Genomic DNA, 19,298 nt, shown 5'->3' on the forward strand with positions numbered 1-19,298 from the left:
AACGCCGCATCGCCCATTTTCCGGGCTCATTTTCTGGAAACACCATGACTCCCAACGCCGAGTTCTACAAACCTTCCACCGAATATGCCGACAAGCTGATCAGCCAGATCGGTCAGACACCTTCCTGGATCGCCAAGCGAATTGGCGTCACCGACAAGCGGATCCGTTACATTCTCGATGGCGAAAGAACCGTCAAAGGCGAAACCACGCCCATCCAGATGACCTACCCCGAGCAGTTTGCTCTGGAGTGTCTGGCCGCGGCCGCCAAGGCGAGCAAAAAGCAGTCTTCTAAGGAGTGACCATGGCGGCAACCGAACAGCAACACGAGCAGGCGCTGAAAAAGTTTCTCGATGAGCGTCCTGAACTGCGCATCGAACTGGACAACCTGAATCCACTGTTGGCCCAAGCCAAAGGCGAAACAGTGGCGCAGTACCGCGACGAGCGTTTGCATGAAGCGTTTGAAGCCGAGGCCGAGCGCCTGGGTTTGTTTGCCTGGGAGCTTACGCTACAACTGACTGCCGCCACGCCTGAGGATTACCAGGCCCAACGCCTGGAGGTGCACAAGGAAGTCGCGGAGATGGCCGGCATGGACTGGCTGGAGTATTGCGAGTTATATGGGTTAACCAAATAATCATCGCTGCTCAAGCTCAAGGAAGCCTTCGTCGATGCTGCCTTCGCCCTCAAGTACCCGGGCCACACCGGGCCATTTGCATACCCATAAATGGCGCGGGCGCATCGGCCTGTCGATGGTCGCCAGTCTGTCGGTGCTCGCCGGCATGACCGATGCCATCGGCTTCATGGCCAGCGGCGACTTCGTGTCCTTCATGAGCGGCAACACCACCCGTCTGGCCGTGGCGATCAGCGATGGCGACCTCGGGCTGACCCTGCGCCTGGTAATCCTCGTGGCCACATTTGTCGCCGGCAACGCCTTGGGCATTGTCGTCAGCCGTTTCGGTGGCCGACGGGCGTTGCCGTTGCTGCTGTGCATCGCCACCCTGCTCTGCGGCGCTGCAGCCTGGCCCTACGAAACGCAATTGCCAGCGCTGCTGGCGACGATCATCGCCATGGGCATGCTCAATGCCGCCGTGGAAGAAGTGAATGGACTGCCGGTTGGCCTGACCTATGTCACCGGTGCGTTGTCGCGGTTTGGTCGGGGGCTGGGGCGGTGGATGCTTGGTGAGCGGCGCAATGGCTGGCGGGTGCAATTGATCCCGTGGACCGGGATGTTTGCCGGCGCGGTGATTGGGGCTTTGCTGGAGCATCACCTTGGGCTCAAGGCGCTGTTTGTCAGCGGGCTGCTGGCCGGGGGGCTGGGGTTGCTGTCGTTGAAGATACCGCGGCGTTGGCAGTTGGGTTACATGCCCCGTTAACACCTCGATCCCCCTGTAGAAGCTGCCGCAGGTTCGGGCCGCGTTCGGACGATCTTTTGATCTTGTTTTAAAAAGGCAAAGTCAAAAGATCGCAGCCTTCGGCAGCTACGGTTGGATGGGGGGGCACCTGACAGGCAAAGCCCTTCGCCGCCCCGCCGATAAAGCTTTATCATGGCCGCAGTTTTGCTGATCGAGTCCGTCATGAAGTTTGCCATCGCGCTGTTTTCCGCCGCCCATGCGCCCTCCTCGCGCCGTGCCTTGTTGTTCGCCCAGGCCGCGCTGGCCGGCGGGCATGAGATTGTCCGGCTGTTTTTCTATCAGGATGGCGTCTACAACGCGTCCGGCAGCGTGGTCACGCCTCAGGACGAGCAGGATTTACCCAAGCAATGGCGCAACTTTGTCAGCGAGCATCAACTCGATGGCGTGGTCTGCATCGCCGCCGCCCTGCGCCGTGGAGTGTTGAACGAGGAAGAGGCCCAGCGCTATCAGCGTGAAGCGGTAGCGGTGGGCGCGCCATGGGAATTGTCCGGCCTCGGCCAGTTGCATGACGCGGTGCAGGACGCTGACCGTTTGATCTGTTTCGGAGGCGCGTGAGATGGCTAAATCCTTGCTGATTATCAGCCGTCAGGCGCCGTGGTCCGGGCCTAATGCGCGGGAAGCGCTGGACATCGTGCTGGCCGGCGGTGCCTTCGATCTGCCGATCGGCCTGCTGTTTCTCGATGACGGCGTGTTCCAGCTCGCTACGAAACAGGACGCCAAGGCGTTGCAACAGAAAGACCTGAGCGCCAACCTGCAAGCCTTGCCGATGTTTGGTGTCGATGACCTGTTCGTGTGCGGTGAAAGCGCCGCGGCCCGTGGTCTGGACCCAAAAGGTCTGTCGCTTGAAGAAGCCCAGGTGTTGGCCGCCCAGGAAATCACCGCCCTTATTGACCGTTACGACCAGGTGATCACCCTCTAATGTCGACTTTGCATGTGTTGTCTCATTCCCCTTTCGGCGACGACCGCCTGAGCAGTTGCCTGCGCGTGATCGGCGCCAACGATGCGCTGCTGCTGAGTGGCGATGCGGCTTATGCCTTGCAGCCAGGCACCGCGCCGTTCGGTACGCTGCAGGCTCGCAACCTGAAACTGTTCGTGCTGGCCGAAGATGCTCAAGCACGGGCTCTGCAAGTCCCGGACTGGGCCCAGGCCATCGATTACCCGGCCTTCGTCGAACTGTCGATTCACTACGACAAGGTCAACAGTTGGCTATGAAATCCCTGACGGTCGGCGCACGCGCCATTGAACTGGACAAGGACGGTTTCCTGGTCGAACTGAGTGACTGGTCTGCCGAAGTGGCCGCCGCCCTCGCCGCGGCCGAAGACATCGAGTTGAGCCCGGAACACTGGGAGATCCTCGAACTGCTGCGCCGTTTCTACGACGAATTCCAGCTGTCCCCGGCGACCCGCCCGCTGATCAAGTACACCGCATTGAAACTCGGTCCCGACAAGGGCAACAGCCTGCACCTGAACCGACTGTTCAAAGGCACCCCTGCCAAACTCGCCGCGAAACTGGCGGGCCTGCCCAAACCGACGAATTGCTTATGACCGACTATCCAGCACTGACCCTCGAAACGCCCGCCGAGCACCCGTTCGCCCAGTTCGTGCGGATCCTTGGTAAAGGCAAACGCGGCGCCCGCGACCTGACCCGAGAGGAAGCCCGCGAGGCCATGGGCATGGTGTTCGACGACAAGGTCGAGGACACCCAGCTCGGCGCCTTCCTGATGCTGTTGCGGCACAAGGAAGAAAGCGCCGAGGAGATGGCCGGGTTCACCGAAGCCTTGCGTGAGCGCCTGAATCCACCGGCGCTGGCGGTCGATCTGGACTGGCCGACGTATGCGGGCAAGAAGCGTCATCTGCCGTGGTATTTGCTGGCGGCCAAGTGCCTGGCGCAAAACGGCGTGCGCATCTTCATGCATGGCGGCGGCGCGCACACGGCCGGTCGGCTGTACAGCGAACAACTGCTCGAAACGCTGAGTATTCCGCTGTGCCGAAACTGGCAGCAGGTCGGCGCGGCGCTCGATCAGGGCGGTTTGGCGTTCATGCCATTGATGGACTGGGCTCCGCAACTTCAGCGGATGATTGACCTGCGCAACACCTTGGGCCTGCGCTCGCCGATCCATTCTCTGGCACGGATTCTCAATCCGCTGGGCGCTCGCTGCGGTCTGCAAAGCATTTTCCACCCCGGCTATCAGGCCGTGCATCGCGATGCCAGCGGTTTGCTGGGCGACACCGCCATCGTGATCAAGGGCGACGGCGGTGAAATCGAGATCAATCCGGACGCCGACAGTCACCTGTATGGCACCACCGGCGGCGAAAGCTGGGATGAAGAATGGCCACAGCTGTCGACCCAGCGCCACGTAAAACCGGCGAGCCTTGATCCCGAGCATTTGAAAGCGGTGTGGCGTGGAGACGTGGTCGACAGCTACCCGCAAATGGCGTTGATCTCGACCATGGCCCTGGCGTTGCGCGGCCTCGGCCAGACCCGCGAGCAAGCGTTCGAAACCGCCCAGCAGTATTGGGATGCAAGGGACCGATCGATTTAACCGATCATATACGCCCAACCTTTGCGCTTTTTGTTCGAACCTATGCGCATAGACTCCTCTCCAACGCTTATCGATTGAGGAGTTTTGAACATGGGTTTGTTAGTCGAAGGCCGCTGGCAAGATCAGTGGTATGAAAGCAAGGACGGCACGTTTCAGCGTGAACAGGCGCAACGTCGCAACTGGCTGACCGCCGACGGCAAGCCAGGCCCGACCGGTGTCGGTGGTTTTGCCGCCGAGGCTGGTCGCTATCACCTCTACGTATCCCTCGCCTGCCCGTGGGCTCATCGCACATTGATCCTGCGCAAACTCAAAGGTCTCGAAAGCCTGATCGATGTGTCGGTGGTCAGTTGGCTGATGCTGGAAAACGGCTGGACCTTTGATAAAAATCGGGGCTCAACCGGCGACAAGCTCGATCACTTCAATTTCATGCACCAGCGCTACACCGCCGATACCGCCGACTACACCGGCCGCGTCACTGTGCCGGTGCTCTGGGACAAACAGACAAATCGCATCGTCAACAATGAGTCGGCGGAGATCATCCGCATGTTCAACAGCGCTTTTGATGAGTTGACCGGCAATGACCTGGATTTCTACCCGGCGCCATTGCGGGCCGAGATCGATGCGCTGAACGAGCGGATTTATCCAGCGGTGAATAACGGCGTCTATCGCGCCGGGTTTGCTACGTCGCAGCAGGCTTACGAAGAAGCGTTCGATGAGTTGTTTGGTGAGCTGGATCGGCTGGAGCAGTTGCTGGGTGCAAATCGTTACCTGACGGGTGAATACCTGACGGAAGCGGATATTCGGCTGTTCACGACGATGATTCGCTTCGATGCGGTTTACTTCGGGCACTTCAAGTGCAACCTGCGACGGATTGCCGATTATCCGAATCTGTCGAACTGGCTACGGGAGATTTATCAGTGGCTGGGGATTGCCGAGACGGTGAGTTTTGAACACATCAAGAACCACTACTACGGCAGCCACAAGACCATCAATCCGACCGGGATCGTGCCGAAAGGGCCTGCGCAGGATTTCACTGCGGCTCATGATCGGGCGCGGTTGAATGGCAAAGGGGTTTGGCGCAAGGCCTGACAAATGATCGTTCCCACGCGCAGCAAAGGAATGCATCCCGTGACGCTCTGCGTCACATCCGAAGCGGAACGCGGAGCGTCCCTGGCGGCATTCCCACGCGGAGCGTGGGAACGATCAAACACAAAAATCAGACCTGCGCCTGAGCCCCTTCAAACCACGCCAGTTTCTCGCGCAGTTGCACCACTTCCCCGACGATCACCAGCGTCGGCGCATGTACTTCATGCTCCGCCACCAGCCGTGGAAGGTCGGCCAGGGTGCCTGTAAACACCCGCTGATTGACCGTGGTGCCCTGCTGGATCAACGCCGCCGGGGTATCGGCCGCGCGACCGTGCTTGATCAACTGCTCGCAGATGATCGGCAAGCCCACCAACCCCATGTAAAACACCAGGGTTTGCGCCGGCGCGACCAGGTCGGCCCACGGCAAATCGGTGGAACCGTCCTTGAGGTGCCCGGTGACGAACCGCACCGACTGCGCGTAATCGCGGTGAGTCAGCGGAATCCCGGCATACGCCGCGCAACCGCTGGCGGCGGTGATGCCCGGTACGACCTGAAACGGAATGCCATGGGCCGCCAGTTCTTCGATCTCTTCACCGCCGCGCCCGAAGATAAACGGATCGCCGCCCTTCAAGCGCACCACGCGCTTGCCGGCCTTGGCCAGATCCACCAGATGCTGGTTGATCTGCTCCTGAGGCACGGCGTGATCGGCGCGGCGCTTGCCGACGTAGACCCGCTCGGCATCGCGACGGCACAAATCCAGAATCGCCGGCGCCACCAGACGGTCATACAACACCACGTCGGCTTGCTGCATCAGACGCAAGGCGCGGAAGGTCAACAGGTCGGGGTCACCCGGCCCCGCGCCCACCAGATAAACTTCGCCGGTCGCGACAGGGGCTTCGCCATTGATTTTCGCCAGCATCAAGCGCTCGGCTTCGGCGCCCTGCCCGGCCAGTTGCCGGTCGGCAATCGGGCCCTGGAATACATCCTCCCAGAACGCCCGGCGCTGCTGCACGTCCGGAAACAGGCCTTTGACCTGAGTGCGAAAACGCGCCGCCAGGCCAGCCAGTTGACCGTAGGTGGAAGGAATCCAGGTTTCCAGTTTGGCGCGAATCAACCGCGCCAGCACCGGCGCATCGCCACCGCTGGACACGGCAATGATCAGCGGAGAACGGTCGACGATCGCCGGGAAGATCACGCTGCACAGGGCTGGCGCGTCCACCACGTTGACCGGCACGCAACGCCGATGGGCATCGGCGGAGACTTGCGCGTTCAACGGCTCGTCGTCGGTGGCGGCGATGATCAGCCCGCAACCGTCCAGGTCTGCTTCGACATAGCCACGCAACAGGCACTCACCACCGCTGCCGACCACTAGCTCGCGCAGTTGCGGTTCGATTTCAGGCGCGACCACCCGCAGCAGCGCACCGGCTTCGGCCAGCAGGCGGGATTTGCGCAAGGCAATCTCCCCTCCGCCGACGACCAATACACGACTGCCGCGAAGGTTATGAAACAGCGGCAGATAGTCCATTTAGCCGATGACCTCAAGGCCACCCATGTACGGCTTGAGCACCTCAGGCACACGGATCGAACCGTCGGCCTGCTGGTAGTTCTCAAGCACCGCCACCAGGGTACGACCGACCGCCAGGCCGGAACCGTTCAGGGTGTGAACCAGCTCAGGCTTGCCGGTTTCCGGGTTGCGGAAACGCGCCTGCATGCGGCGGGCCTGGAAGTCGCCACAGTTGGAGCACGACGAAATTTCGCGGTATTTGTCCTGGCTCGGAATCCACACTTCCAGGTCGTAGGTCTTGACCGCGCTGAAACCCATGTCGCCGGTACACAGCGCCAGGGTGCGATACGGCAGTTCCAGCAGTTGCAGGACTTTTTCAGCATTGGCCGTCAGGCCTTCCAGCGCTTCCATCGAAGTCGATGGCTCAACGATCTGGACCATCTCGACTTTGTCGAACTGGTGCTGACGGATCATGCCGCGAGTGTCGCGACCCGATGCACCAGCCTCGCTGCGGAAGCACGGCGTGTGCGCCACGAATTTGATCGGCAGCAGTTTCGAATCGACGATCTCGCCAGCAACGATGTTGGTCAGCGACACTTCAGCGGTCGGGATCAGGTACAGATCGGCTTCGCCTTCGCGGCTGATCTTGAACAGGTCTTCTTCGAACTTCGGCAGCTGACCGGTGCCCTGCAACGCAGGCGCCTGCACCAGGTACGGGGTGTAAGCCTCTTCGTAACCGTGTTCGTTGATGTGCAGGTTGATCATGAACTGTGCCAAGGCACGGTGCAGACGGGCGATCGGGCCCCGCAGCAGGGCGAAACGGGCGCCGGACAACTTGGCGGCGGTTTCGAAGTCCAGCCAGCCGAACTTCTCGCCCAGGGCCACGTGGTCCTGAACCGGGAAATCGAAGGCTTTAGGCGTGCCCCAGCGGCGCACTTCAACGTTGCCTTCTTCGTCATCGCCGACCGGTACCGATTCGTGCGGCAGGTTTGGAATGCCCAGCAGGATCGAATCCAGCTCGGTCTGGATCGCGTCCAGCTCGACTTTACCGGCGCTCAACTCACCCGCCATGCGCTCGACGTCCGCCATCAGCGGTGCGATGTCTTCGCCGCGCTGCTTGGCCTGACCGATGGACTTGGAGCGCGCGTTACGTTCAGCCTGCAGTGCTTCGGTGCGGGTCTGGACGGTCTTGCGCTGTTCTTCCAGCGCTTCGATGCGTGCAACATCCAGCGTGTAGCCACGGGATGCCAGGCGGTCCGCTACGTCCTGAAGGTTGCTACGTAACAGTTTGGAATCGAGCATGTCGGTTTCTCGTTATCAAAGTTTGGTCAAGGACAGGCCGGCCCAAGTGGCAAGTAGCCCGCCGAATACGCTGATCGCCGCATAGCCCAAAGCCAGCGGCACTTGCCCGGTTTCCAGCAGGCGCACCGTATCCAGTGAAAAGGATGAAAAAGTCGTCAGCCCCCCGAGGAAGCCGACCATCAACCCGGCGCGCACCGCAAACGGTACCTCCGGGCGCATCAAAAACAGACCGTATAGAACGCCGATCAGCAAACAGCCCACGATATTAACGGCCAGCGTCGCGGTATAGAAGTGCCGCGGCCAATTCGCGTTGATCCAGTTACCGGTGACGAAGCGCAATAGCGTACCGGCGACACCGCCGACAGAAACGGCAACGATCAATGCAATCACTATTTTCTCCGCTGCCGTGGGCTTAGACGATCAAGCTGCGCGAGGTGACTGAGCTTTTCGCCGATCTTCAGCTCCAGGCCACGGGGCACGGGTTGATAAAACCGTTGCGGTTCGAGCGCGTCCGGGAAGTAGTCTTCGCCAGCGGCGTAGGCATCCGGCTCATCGTGGGCGTAACGGTATTCGTCGCCATAGCCCAATTGCTTCATCAACTTGGTCGGCGCGTTGCGCAGGTGCAGCGGCACTTCGAGCGAACCGTGTTCGGTGGCGCTGCGCATCGCGGCTTTGAAGCCCATGTACACCGCGTTGCTTTTCGGCGCGCAGGCCAGATACGTAATGGCCTGGGCCACCGCCAATTCACCTTCGGGGCTGCCGAGGCGCTCCTGCACTTCCCACGCCGCCAGACACAGGCTGAGAGCGCGAGGGTCGGCGTTGCCGATGTCTTCGCTGGCCATGCGCACCACGCGCCGGGCCAGATACAGCGGGTCGCAACCGCCGTCGATCATCCGCGCGAACCAATACAGCGCGCCATCGGGATTGGAGCCGCGCACCGATTTATGCAACGCGGAAATCTGGTCGTAGAAGGCTTCGCCGCCCTTGTCGAAACGTCGGCGGGTATCGCCGAGCAGACTTTGCAGCAGATCGACGCCGATCTCACTATTGTCTTCGGCCAGGTCCGAGGCGTTTTCCAGCAGATTGAGCAGACGCCGGCCATCGCCATCGGCGGCGGACAACAGCATCTGGAAACCTTCATCGCTGAGCGTCAGTTGCCGCTTGCCCAGCCCACGTTCTTCGGTCAGCGCGCGGTGCACCAGCTTGCGCAAGGCCGTTTCGTCGAGGCTTTTGAGCACATAGACGCGCGCCCGGGACAGGAGTGCGTTATTGAGTTCGAACGAGGGGTTTTCGGTGGTCGCGCCGATGAAAATCAGCGTGCCGTCTTCAACGTACGGCAGGAACGCATCCTGCTGGGACTTGTTGAAGCGATGCACTTCGTCAACGAACAGGATGGTGCGTTTACCGTACTGCCCGGCCTGCTGTTTGGCGACTTCCACCGCCTGACGGATTTCCTTTACGCCAGCCAGCACCGCCGAAACCGTTTCGAAGTGCGCATCCGAGACTTCCGCGAGCAGCCGCGCCAACGTGGTTTTACCCACCCCCGGCGGGCCCCAGAAAATCATCGAATGCAGGGCACCCTGCTCCAGCGCTTCGCGCAAAGGCTTGCCGCGAGCGAGCAGGTGTTCCTGACCGACGTACTCGTCCAGATTGGTCGCGCGCAGGCGTGCGGCCAAGGGCTGAGCAATCGGGGCGCTGCGAAACAGGTCCATCACTACTTGCGAAACCTCACTGCCTATCAGTCAATAATTTGGACACCGCTCCCACAGGTTTGCATTTTACTCTTGGATCACGTCGGCACCCTTGGGGATGTCGAACTTGAATTTGGACGCCGGAATTGGCTCGTTGGCCTTCACACCGGTAAACAGGATATTGGTGCGCTGACCGACGCTGTCGATCATCTGCATGTCATTGACCAGACCGTTGCGGAACGACAGACGCAGGCTGTCGAACAGGCTGTCCTTGGTTTTCGGCTTCAAGGTGAAGTCGATCACGCCGCCGGCTTCCTTGGCGCTGATGTCGAAGCTCTGGCTGATCCTGGACACGTCACCCGACAGCAGCAATGCCGGCGTCTGAGTCAGGCGCTGATCAAGGTTCTTGATGGTGGCCTGCTCAAGGTCCGGATCCCACAACGTCACTTTCTTGCCGTCGGAGACCATCGTTTGTTCGGCCGGCGCGTTGGTGTGCCAATAAAACAAGCCAGGACGCTGCAAGGACATTTCACCGGCGGTTTCCTGCAACTGGGTGCCGCTGCCATCGAGGGTCAGCTGGGAGAAACGCGCGGTCAGGGTCTGGGATTTTTCCAGCAGTTGAGTCAGACGCGCCACGTCCTTGTCATCGGCGTGGGCCGAGAGCGTGGTCAAAGCCAGTACCGGCAGCAACAGCATGCGGATAAGACGCATGGGAGTCCTCATAAACATTCGTGGGAGTGCGGGCGGCGCCTCAAGACACCGCCCCTTTCAAAACCGGATCAGTCGCGCACCGGGCCAGGAGCCAGGACTTCACGCGAACCGTTGGTGTTCATGGACGTCACGACCCCAGCCATTTCCATGGCTTCGATCATGCGCGCCGCGCGGTTGTAGCCGATTTTCAGTTTACGCTGAACCGCGGAGATGGACGCGCGACGGCTTTCCAGGACGAACTGCACCGCTTCGTCGTAGAGCGCATCGGTTTCGGCATCGTCGTCACCGCCACCGCCGCCGTTTTCAAAGCCGCTACCGGCCTCTTCGACACCGGCGAGGATGTCATCGTTGTATTCCGGTGCGCCGCGCAGTTTCCAGGCTTCAACCACGCGGTGAACCTCGTCATCGGACACGAACGCGCCGTGAACACGAATCGGCAGACTGGTGCCCGGCGGCATGTACAACATATCACCGTGGCCCAGCAGTTGTTCGGCGCCGCCCTGGTCGATGATGGTCCGCGAATCGATCTTGCTCGATACCTGGAACGCCATACGGGTCGGAATGTTCGCCTTGATCAGACCGGTGATCACGTCCACCGAAGGACGCTGGGTCGCGAGGATCAAGTGGATACCGGCCGCACGAGCCTTCTGGGCGATACGGGCGATCAGCTCTTCAACCTTCTTGCCGACGATCATCATCATGTCGGCGAATTCGTCGACAACCACGACGATGGTCGGCAGTTTTTGCAGCAGGGGTGCCTCGTCGTGGATGCTTTCACGCTTGTACAGCGGATCGCTCAACGGCTCGCCGGCGTCCTGGGCTTCCTTGACCTTGGCATTGAAGCCCGACAGGTTACGCACGCCCATCTTCGCCATCAGCTTGTAACGCCGTTCCATCTCGGCGACGCTCCAGCGCAAGGCATTGGCGGCGTCCTTCATGTCGGTGACCACCGGGCACAGCAGGTGCGGAATGCCTTCGTAGATCGACAGCTCAAGCATTTTCGGGTCAATCATGATCAGCTTGGCGTCTTCCGGGCCAGACTTGAACAGAATCGACAGGATCATCGCGTTCACACCCACCGACTTACCGGAACCGGTCGTACCGGCCACCAGCAAGTGCGGCATTTTCGCCAGGTCGGTGATGACCGGTTTGCCGCCGATATCATGACCCAGGGCCAGGGTGACCGGGGACTTGAAGTTATCGTACTCGGGGGTCGACAAGACCTCGGAGAACCGCACGATCTGCCGGTCTTCGTTAGGGATCTCGATACCGACCGTGGTCTTGCCCGGAATCACTTCCACGACACGCACGCTGGTCACGGCCAGGGAACGGGCCAGGTCTTTCGCCAGGTTGGAGATGCGGCTGACTTTGACGCCGGCGGCTGGCTGGATTTCGTAACGGGTAATGACCGGGCCCGGGTGAATCGAATCCACCGAGACTTCGACACCGAATTCCTTGAGTTTGATTTCCAGCAAGTGGCCGACGGCCGCCAGGGATTCAGGCGAATAATTGAGTTGTTTCTTTTCCGCGGGGTCGAGAATCGAGATCGGCGGCAAGGTGCCTTCCACGGCGCTGTCGACGAACAACGGCGCCTGTTTCTCTTTCTCCACGCGTTTGCTCGGAGCGGCCGGTTTTGGCGGCGCGGGGGCAATCACCGGCGGCACCTGTTTCTCGCGCTCGGACATATGCTTGCTCAGGGCCTGCTCGCGCTCGATCAGACGCTCCTTGACCTTGGCTTGCTCGCGCTTGTCGGTGACGGTCGGCGCAACCACGTCATGTACGCGATCGTCGACTTCACGCAGTTGGGCGACCAGTTGCTTGCGTTCCATACGGGCCGCCCACCAGCGATTGGCCGCGCCCTGAAACAGTTCGAACAGATCAAGGGTGATCTTGCCGGTGACGTCCATCACCTTGAACCACGACAGGTCGGTGAACACTGTCAGGCCGAACAGGAACAGCGCGATGAACAACAACGTGCTGCCCTGAATGTTCAGCGCATTCCGGGCCAGATCGCCGAGGCTTTCGCCCAAAGCGCCACCTGCGCCGGCCGGCAGACCGGTGGCCGCATGGAAATGGATATGGGCCAGCGCCGCGCCCGACAACACCAGAAACACCAGGCCAATCAGGCGCCAGGAGAACAGCCAGCCGCTCCACTCCCACGGTTCGTGACGCTGGCGGAAGATCTGATACGCCTTGATCGCCAGCAGCAACGGGAAAATGTAGGCAAAGTAACCCAGGACCATGAACAGGATGTCGGCGCTGTAAGAGCCAGCCGGCCCGCCGAAGTTCTGCACATCATCGATCTTGCTGTTATGACTCCAGCCCGGATCGTCCTTGCCGTAGGTCAACAAGGCCATCATCAGGAACAGGCACAAGGCGCCGATGGCGATCAATGCACCTTCCTTGAGCCGGTAGTGCAATTGCTGGCGCCAGAGCGGGACGACTGTTTTAGGTGCTGCGGTGGATTTCTTCAAAACGCTTCTTTTCCTGCGCCCATGGCGCGTCCATCTGTTGAATGACTATAAAAACCGCCCAATCCAGGCAGGTAAAAAAGTTAACAGGCGCAACTGAGACTACTTTTAACACTGCACCCCGGTTTTTCGAAATACGGCGAGCAGCGCTTTTTTGATACAAACACTGTTGCAAGCGGGCATTGTACGGGTTTGTTCGCCCGATGCCATGCTTGAGCCCCCTGGCTCCAGCCTAGCCAACAGCACAGTACGCGCCGTCCAATTTGAGCATGCATTGTCTTTTGTGACAAAGGCTTATGAGGTGTTTTTATGACTGAAGCGAAGCATTCCCGCCTGATTATTCTGGGTTCCGGCCCTGCCGGTTACAGCGCAGCCGTTTATGCCGCTCGCGCCAACCTCAGACCCGTTGTCATCACCGGCATACAGGCAGGTGGCCAGCTGACCACCACCGTCGAAGTCGACAACTGGCCCGGCGACGTCGAAGGCCTGACCGGCCCGGTACTGATGGAACGCATGCAAAAACACGCCGAACGCTTTGACACAGAGATCGTTTACGACCACATCCATACGGCCAAGTTGCAACAGCGCCCATTCGAGCTCATCGGTGACAGCGGCACCTACACCTGCGATGCGTTGATTATCGCCACCGGCGCTTCGGCGCAATACCTGGGATTGCCATCGGAAGAAGCCTTTGCCGGCAAAGGGGTTTCGGCCTGCGCCACCTGCGATGGCTTCTTCTACCGCAACCAGGTGGTCGCGGTGGTCGGCGGAGGTAACACGGCCGTTGAAGAGGCGTTGTACCTGTCGAACATCGCCAAGGAAGTCCACCTGATTCACCGACGCGACAAACTGCGTTCGGAGAAGATCCTCCAGGACAAACTCTTCGAAAAAGCCGCCAACGGCAATATCCGACTGCACTGGAACCAGAATCTGGATGAAGTGCTGGGCGACGCCAGCGGCGTGACTGGCGCCCGTCTGCGGCACAGCCAGACGGGCGAAACCAATGAATTGCCGCTGGCCGGCGTATTCATCGCCATCGGCCACAAACCCAACACCGACCTGTTTCAGGGCCAGCTGCAAATGCGTGACGGCTACCTGCTGGTCAAGGGTGGCAGCGAAGGCGACGCCACCGCCACCGACATCGAAGGCGTGTTCGCCGCCGGGGATGTGGCCGACCATATTTACCGTCAGGCCGTGACCTCCGCCGGGGCCGGCTGCATGGCCGCACTGGACGCCGAGAAGTATCTCGATGACATCCCCAGTGTTTGACGGTTAACCTTCTTTCAGGCGGGCTCAACGGCCCGCCACCGCCCTCCCCTTCTGTAAGCCCGGATGCCATGCTGACTTGGTTACAACGCAATAGCCTGACCTTTCCGCCGCTGGAAAAAGCCATGCGCGACCCCAACGGCCTGCTGGCCGCGGGAGGCGATTTGTCCGCCGATCGCCTGATTCAAGCCTATCGTCACGGCTGCTTTCCGTGGTTCTCGGAGGGCCAGCCGATTCTCTGGTGGTCGCCGGATCCACGCACCGTACTGTTTCCCGACGAACTGCATGTCTCCCGCAGCTTGAACAAACTGCTGCGCCAACAGCGCTACCAAGTGACCTTCGATCGGGATTTTGCCGCGGTCATTCGCGCCTGCGCCGCACCGCGCGAGTACGCTGACGGCACCTGGATCACCCAAGCGATGCAAGATGCCTATGTCGAGCTGCACAGGCGTGGTTACGCCCATTCGGTGGAAGTCTGGGACGAAGGCGTGCTGGTCGGCGGGCTCTACGGCCTGGCCATGGGGCAGTTGTTTTTCGGCGAATCGATGTTTAGCCGCGCCGACAACGCCTCCAAATATGGCTTCGCCACACTGGTGCGACACCTGAAAGACTCAGGTTTTGTGCTGATCGACTGCCAGATGCCTACCGATCATCTGCACAGTTTGGGTGCCCGAGCGATTCCCCGCCGCGAATTTGCCGTCTACCTTGCGCGGCACCTGGATCAACCGGGCCATGCAACTTGGGTTTGCTGAGCGACTTTTGCGCGCGTGGCTTACACTTAATGCGGGGAAACGAATTGAGAACGCCCCCTAATCAAAAGCTTATCCCGAGGGTTGATCATGACCGAGTTGGCGCGTTTGAAGTTCTATGCCACTCAGCCTCACTCTTGCAGTTATCTGCCCGAGGAGCAGGCCACCACGCTGTTCCTCGACCCTAGCCAGCCCATGGATGTGCATGTCTATGCAGACCTGTCGGAAATGGGCTTTCGTCGTAGTGGCGATCATCTCTACCGACCCCATTGCCAGCATTGCAATGCATGCGTACCGGCGCGCATTCCCGTGGCGCAATTTACCCCCAACCGTCAGCAGAAACGCATCGTCAAACGCAATGCCGACTTGCAGGTACGTCCGGCCAGACCAAAATTCAGCGAAGAGTATTTCGACCTTTATCAGCGCTACATCGAACAACGTCACGCCGACGGCGATATGTATCCGCCGAGCCGCGACCAGTTTTCGACCTTCCTGGTGCGCGACCTGCCGTTCTCTCGCTTCTACGAATTCCGTCTCGAAGGCCGGCTGCTGGCAGTGGCTGTCACCGACTTGCTGCCCAACGGTTTGTCGGCGGTTTATACCTTCTACGAGCCCGGTGAGGAGCGTCGCAGCCTGGGACGTTATGCGATTCTCTGGCAAATTGCCGAAGCCCGGCGTGTTGGCCTGGAAGCGGTCTATCTTGGCTACTGGATCAAAAACTGCAAAAAAATGAGCTACAAGACCCAATATCGCCCTATCGAACTGCTGATTAATCAACGCTGGGTCATCCTGAGCTAGAACCCCTTGGCTTAAACCCCATTTTTCGGGCACAATGCACGCCGCTTTTGCCTGGCGCAGTTGCACCGGGCCATTCATTGGACACCGAGGGCTTTACTGCATGTCGAAAGAAGACAGCTTCGAAATGGAAGGCACTGTCGTCGACACCCTGCCCAACACCATGTTTCGTGTGGAGTTGGAAAATGGGCACGTCGTAACCGCGCATATTTCCGGCAAGATGCGCAAGAACTACATCCGTATTCTTACCGGCGACAAAGTGCGCGTCGAGCTGACGCCCTATGACTTGAGCAAAGGGCGCATCACTTACCGCGCTCGCTAATCAAGTCAATACAAAACGCCCGGCCATGCCGGGCGTTTTTGTTTGTATGGGTTCTACCGATCGCTCCCACGCTCTGCGTGGGAATGCCTCAACGGACGCTCTGCGTTCGGCTTTTGAAGGGACGCGGAGCGTCCCGAGCTGCATTCCTTTGCTGCGCGTGGGAACGATCATGGCAGACAGCAAAAAGGCGCCTTTCGGCGCCTTTTTGCTTTGTTGCGGTTTAACGTCAGGCCATTTCAGCCGTGGTCTCGAACTCGAAGGTCAGCTCGCCGTCCTTGATGTCGATGTGTACCACACCGCCATGTTCGGCCAGCTCGCCAAAGAGGATCTCTTCGGCCAGTGGACGCTTGATCTTGTCCTGGATCAAACGCGCCATTGGACGAGCGCCCATTGCCGAGTCGTAACCACCGGCCGCCAGCCAGCTGCGAGCAGCGTCGGTGACTTCCAGCAGCACACGCTTGTCTTCCAGCTGCGCCTGAAGTTCGGTAAGGAACTTGTCCACCACGCTTTTGATGACCTCATGACTGAGGCGACCAAACTGGATAATGGTGTCCAGACGGTTACGGAATTCCGGCGTGAAGCTCTTCTTGATCACTTCCATCGCATCGGACGAGTGGTCCTGATAGGTGAAACCGATCGAAGCACGCGCTGCAGTTTCGGCACCGGCGTTGGTCGTCATGATGACGATCACGTTACGGAAGTCCGCCTTGCGCCCGTTGTTATCGGTCAGCGTACCGTGGTCCATGACCTGCAACAGCAGGTTGAAGACTTCCGGATGCGCCTTCTCGATTTCATCGAGCAGCAGCACGCAGTGAGGCTGCTTGGTGATGGCTTCGGTCAGCAAACCACCCTGATCGAACCCGACATAGCCTGGAGGCGCACCGATCAAACGAGATACGGTGTGGCGTTCCATGTACTCGGACATGTCGAAGCGAACCAGTTCGACTCCCAACGCCTTGGCCAATTGCCGCGCGGCCTCGGTTTTACCAACACCGGTCGGCCCTGCGAACAGGAACGAACCGACGGGCTTGTCAGGCGACTTGAGGCCGGCACGGGACAGTTTGATCGCGGTCGACAGCGAGTCGATCGCCGCATCCTGGCCAAATACCGTGAGTTTCAGGTCACGCTCAAGGTTACGCAGCAGCTCTTTGTCGGAACTGGTGACGTGCTTTGGCGGAATTCGCGCAATTTTCGCGACGATGTCCTCGACCTGAGGCACTTCGATGCGTTTCACGCGCTTCTCGATCGGTTGCAGACGCTGATAGGCGCCCGCCTCGTCGATGACGTCGATGGCCTTGTCCGGCATGTGCCGGTCATTGATGTAACGCGAGGCCAGTTCAGCCGCGGCGCGCAGGGCTTCATCGCTGTATTCGATGTTGTGGTGCGCTTCGAAACGCCCTTTCAGGCCACGCAGGATGCCAATGGTGTCTTCCACCGAAGGCTCCGAGACATCGACCTTCTGGAAGCGCCGAGCCAGAGCACGGTCCTTCTCGAAGATCCCACGGAATTCCTGGAACGTGGTCGAACCGATGCAGCGAATATCGCCCGAAGACAGCAATGGCTTGAGCAGGTTCGACGCATCCATGACACCACCGGACGCAGCGCCCGCACCAATGATGGTGTGGATCTCGTCGATGAACAGGATCGCCTGCGGACGTTTTTTCAGCTCATTGAGCAGCGCCTTGAAGCGCTTCTCGAAATCGCCGCGGTATTTGGTCCCGGCCAGCAAAGCCCCCAGATCGAGGGAATACACCACGCTGTTGGCCAGCAGGTCCGGCACTTGGTTGTCGACAATGCGTTTGGCCAGGCCTTCGGCAATCGCGGTTTTACCCACGCCTGCCTCGCCCACCAACAGCGGATTGTTTTTGCGGCGACGCGCGAGGATCTGCGCGACGCGCTCGACTTCCAGTTCACGACCCACCAATGGATCGATACGACCCTGGCGCGCGAGTTCATTGAGGTTGCTGGCATAAGCATCCAGAGGATTGCCTGAAGAGGAAGACTCACCGCCCTCGTCGTCCTGCATATCTTGTTCACCTTCAGAGTGATCGCCATGCCCCGGCACTTTGGAAATGCCATGGGCGATGTAGTTGACGACATCGATGCGCGCAACGCTCTGCTGTTTCAGCAGAAACACTGCCTGACTCTCTTGCTCACTGAAGATTGCGACCAGCACGTTAGCACCAGTCACTTCGCGTTTGCCCGAGCTCTGTACATGAAAGACAGCACGCTGCAATACACGCTGGAAGCCCAGGGTTGGCTGGGTTTCACGATCCTCGTCATGAAGAGGGATCAATGGCGTGGTGGAGTCGATGAACTCCTGCAGATCATGCTTGAGTTTGTCGAGGTTTGCGCCGCAGGCACGCAAAACGGTGGCGGCAGCCTCATTATCCAATAGGGCCAGCAGCAGGTGCTCGACGGTCATGAATTCATGACGCTTCGAGCGAGCCTCCTTGAAGGCAAGATTGAGGGTGACTTCGAGCTCGCGGTTTAACATAGCTTCACCTCATACCCAAGTGGTCGGCGATTAACCGTCCTTCTCGATTTCACAGAGTAGCGGATGCTGGCTTTCCCTGGCGTACTGGTTGACCTGCATGGCCTTGGTCTCGGCGATGTCGCGGGTAAACACTCCACATACTGCCCGTCCTTCTGTGTGGACGGCCAGCATGACCTTGGTCGCCAGCTCGCGATTCAGGTTAAAAAACACCTCGAGCACTTCGACGACGAAATCCATCGGTGTGTAGTCATCGTTGAACAAAACCACCTTGTACATCGGTGGCGCCTGTAAAGCAGGCTTCGCCTCCTGAACAGCAATGCCTGCGGAATCGTCGTCGTGTTCCTCCGGGTAATCTTTTTGGAGAGCCGGGCGATCCTGATTGAATGTTAGTCGAATCTGGCTGATTGCATGCATGGAAAGAAAGGTTCGTCAGTTGTGCAAATACAGTGGTGGGGGCGCTCATGAACGTTTTCAACTCCGACTGCCCGGTCACCTTGACTATCGGTAAATCGGTGTTACAAACAATAGAGCCCACAGTGGGTAAAAAAGGTCCGCGGAGTCAATCTTAATTACAAGATTAGACTGCGGATAACTGGATGATACTCCAGTGATGGAGTCTGTTGCAGAGGGATATGGGTATGGCTGTCGGTAAGGTGAAATGGTTCAACAATGCCAAGGGGTTCGGTTTCATTAACACCGACGCCAGAGAAGGTCGCGACGAGAATGGCAAAGATGTCGATTTCTTTGCCCACTTTTCGTCCATTGAGATGGACGGATACAAAACCCTCAAGGCTGGGCAAATTGTTAGCTTTGAGATCATCCAGGGCCCCAAAGGGCTGCATGCAGTAAAGATCGCATCTGTCGCATCACCCACCGAACAGACCGCCCCCGACAGCCGGAAAGAAACAGTGTCGAGCTGACGCCACCCCATCATCCAGTCATAAAAAAACCGC

Annotated in this window: 22 protein-coding genes; 14 read left to right on the forward strand and 8 right to left on the reverse strand. The window is 59.4% G+C overall.

Translation table 11 applies throughout. The annotated features are described in order from the left end of the window. Window positions 1–44: 44 nt before the first annotated feature. The 9 genes from LOY56_RS16990 (at window position 45) to LOY56_RS17030 (ending at window position 5,040) form a co-directional block, all read left to right on the forward strand. Window positions 45–299, forward strand: coding sequence for a hypothetical protein (locus LOY56_RS16990; protein ID WP_258615828.1), 255 nt, complete (start codon window positions 45–47; stop codon window positions 297–299). A gap of 2 nt (window positions 300–301) precedes the next feature. After that, window positions 302–631, forward strand: coding sequence for a DUF6388 family protein (locus LOY56_RS16995; protein WP_258615830.1), 330 nt, complete (start codon window positions 302–304; stop codon window positions 629–631). A 34-nt stretch (window positions 632–665) separates the two neighbouring features. Then, window positions 666–1,370, forward strand: coding sequence for a YoaK family protein (locus LOY56_RS17000; RefSeq protein WP_258615831.1), 705 nt, complete (start codon window positions 666–668; stop codon window positions 1,368–1,370). Between the two features lie 201 nt (window positions 1,371–1,571). Further along, window positions 1,572–1,964, forward strand: a complete 393-nt coding sequence (tusD, locus tag LOY56_RS17005) for a sulfurtransferase complex subunit TusD (RefSeq protein ID WP_064621317.1) — start codon at window positions 1,572–1,574, stop codon at window positions 1,962–1,964. 1 nt (window position 1,965) lies between these two features. Continuing rightward, entirely contained in the window at window positions 1,966–2,328 is a 363-nt protein-coding gene (gene tusC, locus LOY56_RS17010) for a sulfurtransferase complex subunit TusC (RefSeq protein ID WP_258615834.1), read from the forward strand. After that, window positions 2,328–2,621, forward strand: coding sequence for a sulfurtransferase complex subunit TusB (tusB, locus tag LOY56_RS17015; protein ID WP_258615836.1), 294 nt, complete (start codon window positions 2,328–2,330; stop codon window positions 2,619–2,621). The genes tusC and tusB overlap by 1 nt, the downstream gene beginning before the upstream one ends. Continuing rightward, window positions 2,618–2,953, forward strand: coding sequence for a TusE/DsrC/DsvC family sulfur relay protein (locus LOY56_RS17020; RefSeq protein WP_095053183.1), 336 nt, complete (start codon window positions 2,618–2,620; stop codon window positions 2,951–2,953). Before tusB ends, LOY56_RS17020 begins: the two co-directional genes overlap by 4 nt. Next, complete coding sequence (locus LOY56_RS17025; RefSeq protein ID WP_258615839.1) at window positions 2,950–3,951, forward strand: glycosyl transferase family protein; 1,002 nt, start codon at window positions 2,950–2,952, stop codon at window positions 3,949–3,951. Before LOY56_RS17020 ends, LOY56_RS17025 begins: the two co-directional genes overlap by 4 nt. Before the next feature lie 90 nt (window positions 3,952–4,041). Then, entirely contained in the window at window positions 4,042–5,040 is a 999-nt protein-coding gene (locus LOY56_RS17030) for a glutathione S-transferase family protein (RefSeq protein ID WP_258615841.1), read from the forward strand. Window positions 5,041–5,167: 127 nt separating this feature from the next. On the opposite strand, the gene cysG is transcribed toward LOY56_RS17030, so the two are convergent. The 6 genes from cysG to LOY56_RS17060 form a co-directional block, all read right to left on the reverse strand. Then, the gene (cysG, locus tag LOY56_RS17035) at window positions 5,168–6,562 is read right to left on the reverse strand and encodes a siroheme synthase CysG (RefSeq protein ID WP_258615844.1); all 1,395 of its coding nucleotides are present in this window, start codon (window positions 6,560–6,562) and stop codon (window positions 5,168–5,170) included. Beyond that, the gene (gene serS, locus LOY56_RS17040) at window positions 6,563–7,843 is read right to left on the reverse strand and encodes a serine--tRNA ligase (RefSeq protein WP_050682726.1); all 1,281 of its coding nucleotides are present in this window, start codon (window positions 7,841–7,843) and stop codon (window positions 6,563–6,565) included. It lies immediately after the preceding gene. A gap of 15 nt (window positions 7,844–7,858) precedes the next feature. After that, window positions 7,859–8,233, reverse strand: coding sequence for a fluoride efflux transporter CrcB (gene crcB, locus LOY56_RS17045; protein ID WP_258615847.1), 375 nt, complete (start codon window positions 8,231–8,233; stop codon window positions 7,859–7,861). Further along, window positions 8,233–9,555, reverse strand: coding sequence for a replication-associated recombination protein A (locus LOY56_RS17050; protein ID WP_258615848.1), 1,323 nt, complete (start codon window positions 9,553–9,555; stop codon window positions 8,233–8,235). The genes crcB and LOY56_RS17050 overlap by 1 nt, the downstream gene beginning before the upstream one ends. A gap of 66 nt (window positions 9,556–9,621) precedes the next feature. After that, window positions 9,622–10,245 (reverse strand): outer membrane lipoprotein chaperone LolA, encoded by a 624-nt coding sequence (gene lolA, locus LOY56_RS17055; RefSeq protein WP_258615851.1) that lies wholly within the window; start codon window positions 10,243–10,245, stop codon window positions 9,622–9,624. 68 nt (window positions 10,246–10,313) lie between these two features. Further along, on the reverse strand, window positions 10,314–12,719 hold the full coding sequence (locus tag LOY56_RS17060; protein ID WP_258615853.1) for a DNA translocase FtsK: 2,406 nt from the start codon (window positions 12,717–12,719) through the stop codon (window positions 10,314–10,316). Between the two features lie 306 nt (window positions 12,720–13,025). On the opposite strand from LOY56_RS17060, the gene trxB reads away from it, so the two are divergent. The 4 genes from trxB to infA all read left to right on the forward strand — a co-directional run bounded on the left by trxB (window position 13,026) and on the right by infA (window position 15,848). After that, on the forward strand, window positions 13,026–13,985 hold the full coding sequence (gene trxB, locus LOY56_RS17065; RefSeq protein ID WP_258615856.1) for a thioredoxin-disulfide reductase: 960 nt from the start codon (window positions 13,026–13,028) through the stop codon (window positions 13,983–13,985). A 68-nt stretch (window positions 13,986–14,053) separates the two neighbouring features. Then, on the forward strand, window positions 14,054–14,734 hold the full coding sequence (gene aat, locus LOY56_RS17070) for a leucyl/phenylalanyl-tRNA--protein transferase (RefSeq protein ID WP_258615857.1): 681 nt from the start codon (window positions 14,054–14,056) through the stop codon (window positions 14,732–14,734). Between the two features lie 87 nt (window positions 14,735–14,821). Then, complete coding sequence (locus tag LOY56_RS17075; protein ID WP_258615858.1) at window positions 14,822–15,529, forward strand: arginyltransferase; 708 nt, start codon at window positions 14,822–14,824, stop codon at window positions 15,527–15,529. A 100-nt stretch (window positions 15,530–15,629) separates the two neighbouring features. Next, entirely contained in the window at window positions 15,630–15,848 is a 219-nt protein-coding gene (gene infA, locus LOY56_RS17080; RefSeq protein WP_002553999.1) for a translation initiation factor IF-1, read from the forward strand. Between the two features lie 226 nt (window positions 15,849–16,074). On the opposite strand, the gene clpA is transcribed toward infA, so the two are convergent. Together clpA and clpS are read right to left on the reverse strand one after the other, a co-directional pair. Next, window positions 16,075–18,345 (reverse strand): ATP-dependent Clp protease ATP-binding subunit ClpA, encoded by a 2,271-nt coding sequence (clpA, locus tag LOY56_RS17085; protein ID WP_038982525.1) that lies wholly within the window; start codon window positions 18,343–18,345, stop codon window positions 16,075–16,077. Window positions 18,346–18,375: 30 nt separating this feature from the next. Next, window positions 18,376–18,759, reverse strand: coding sequence for an ATP-dependent Clp protease adapter ClpS (gene clpS / locus LOY56_RS17090; RefSeq protein WP_258615861.1), 384 nt, complete (start codon window positions 18,757–18,759; stop codon window positions 18,376–18,378). A 224-nt stretch (window positions 18,760–18,983) separates the two neighbouring features. Between clpS and LOY56_RS17095 the strand changes: the two genes are divergently transcribed. Then, the gene (locus LOY56_RS17095) at window positions 18,984–19,265 is read left to right on the forward strand and encodes a cold shock domain-containing protein (protein ID WP_258615863.1); all 282 of its coding nucleotides are present in this window, start codon (window positions 18,984–18,986) and stop codon (window positions 19,263–19,265) included. Window positions 19,266–19,298: the final 33 nt, after the last annotated feature.

This window comes from Pseudomonas sp. B21-048 (assembly GCF_024748615.1).
Classification (GTDB): domain Bacteria; phylum Pseudomonadota; class Gammaproteobacteria; order Pseudomonadales; family Pseudomonadaceae; genus Aquipseudomonas.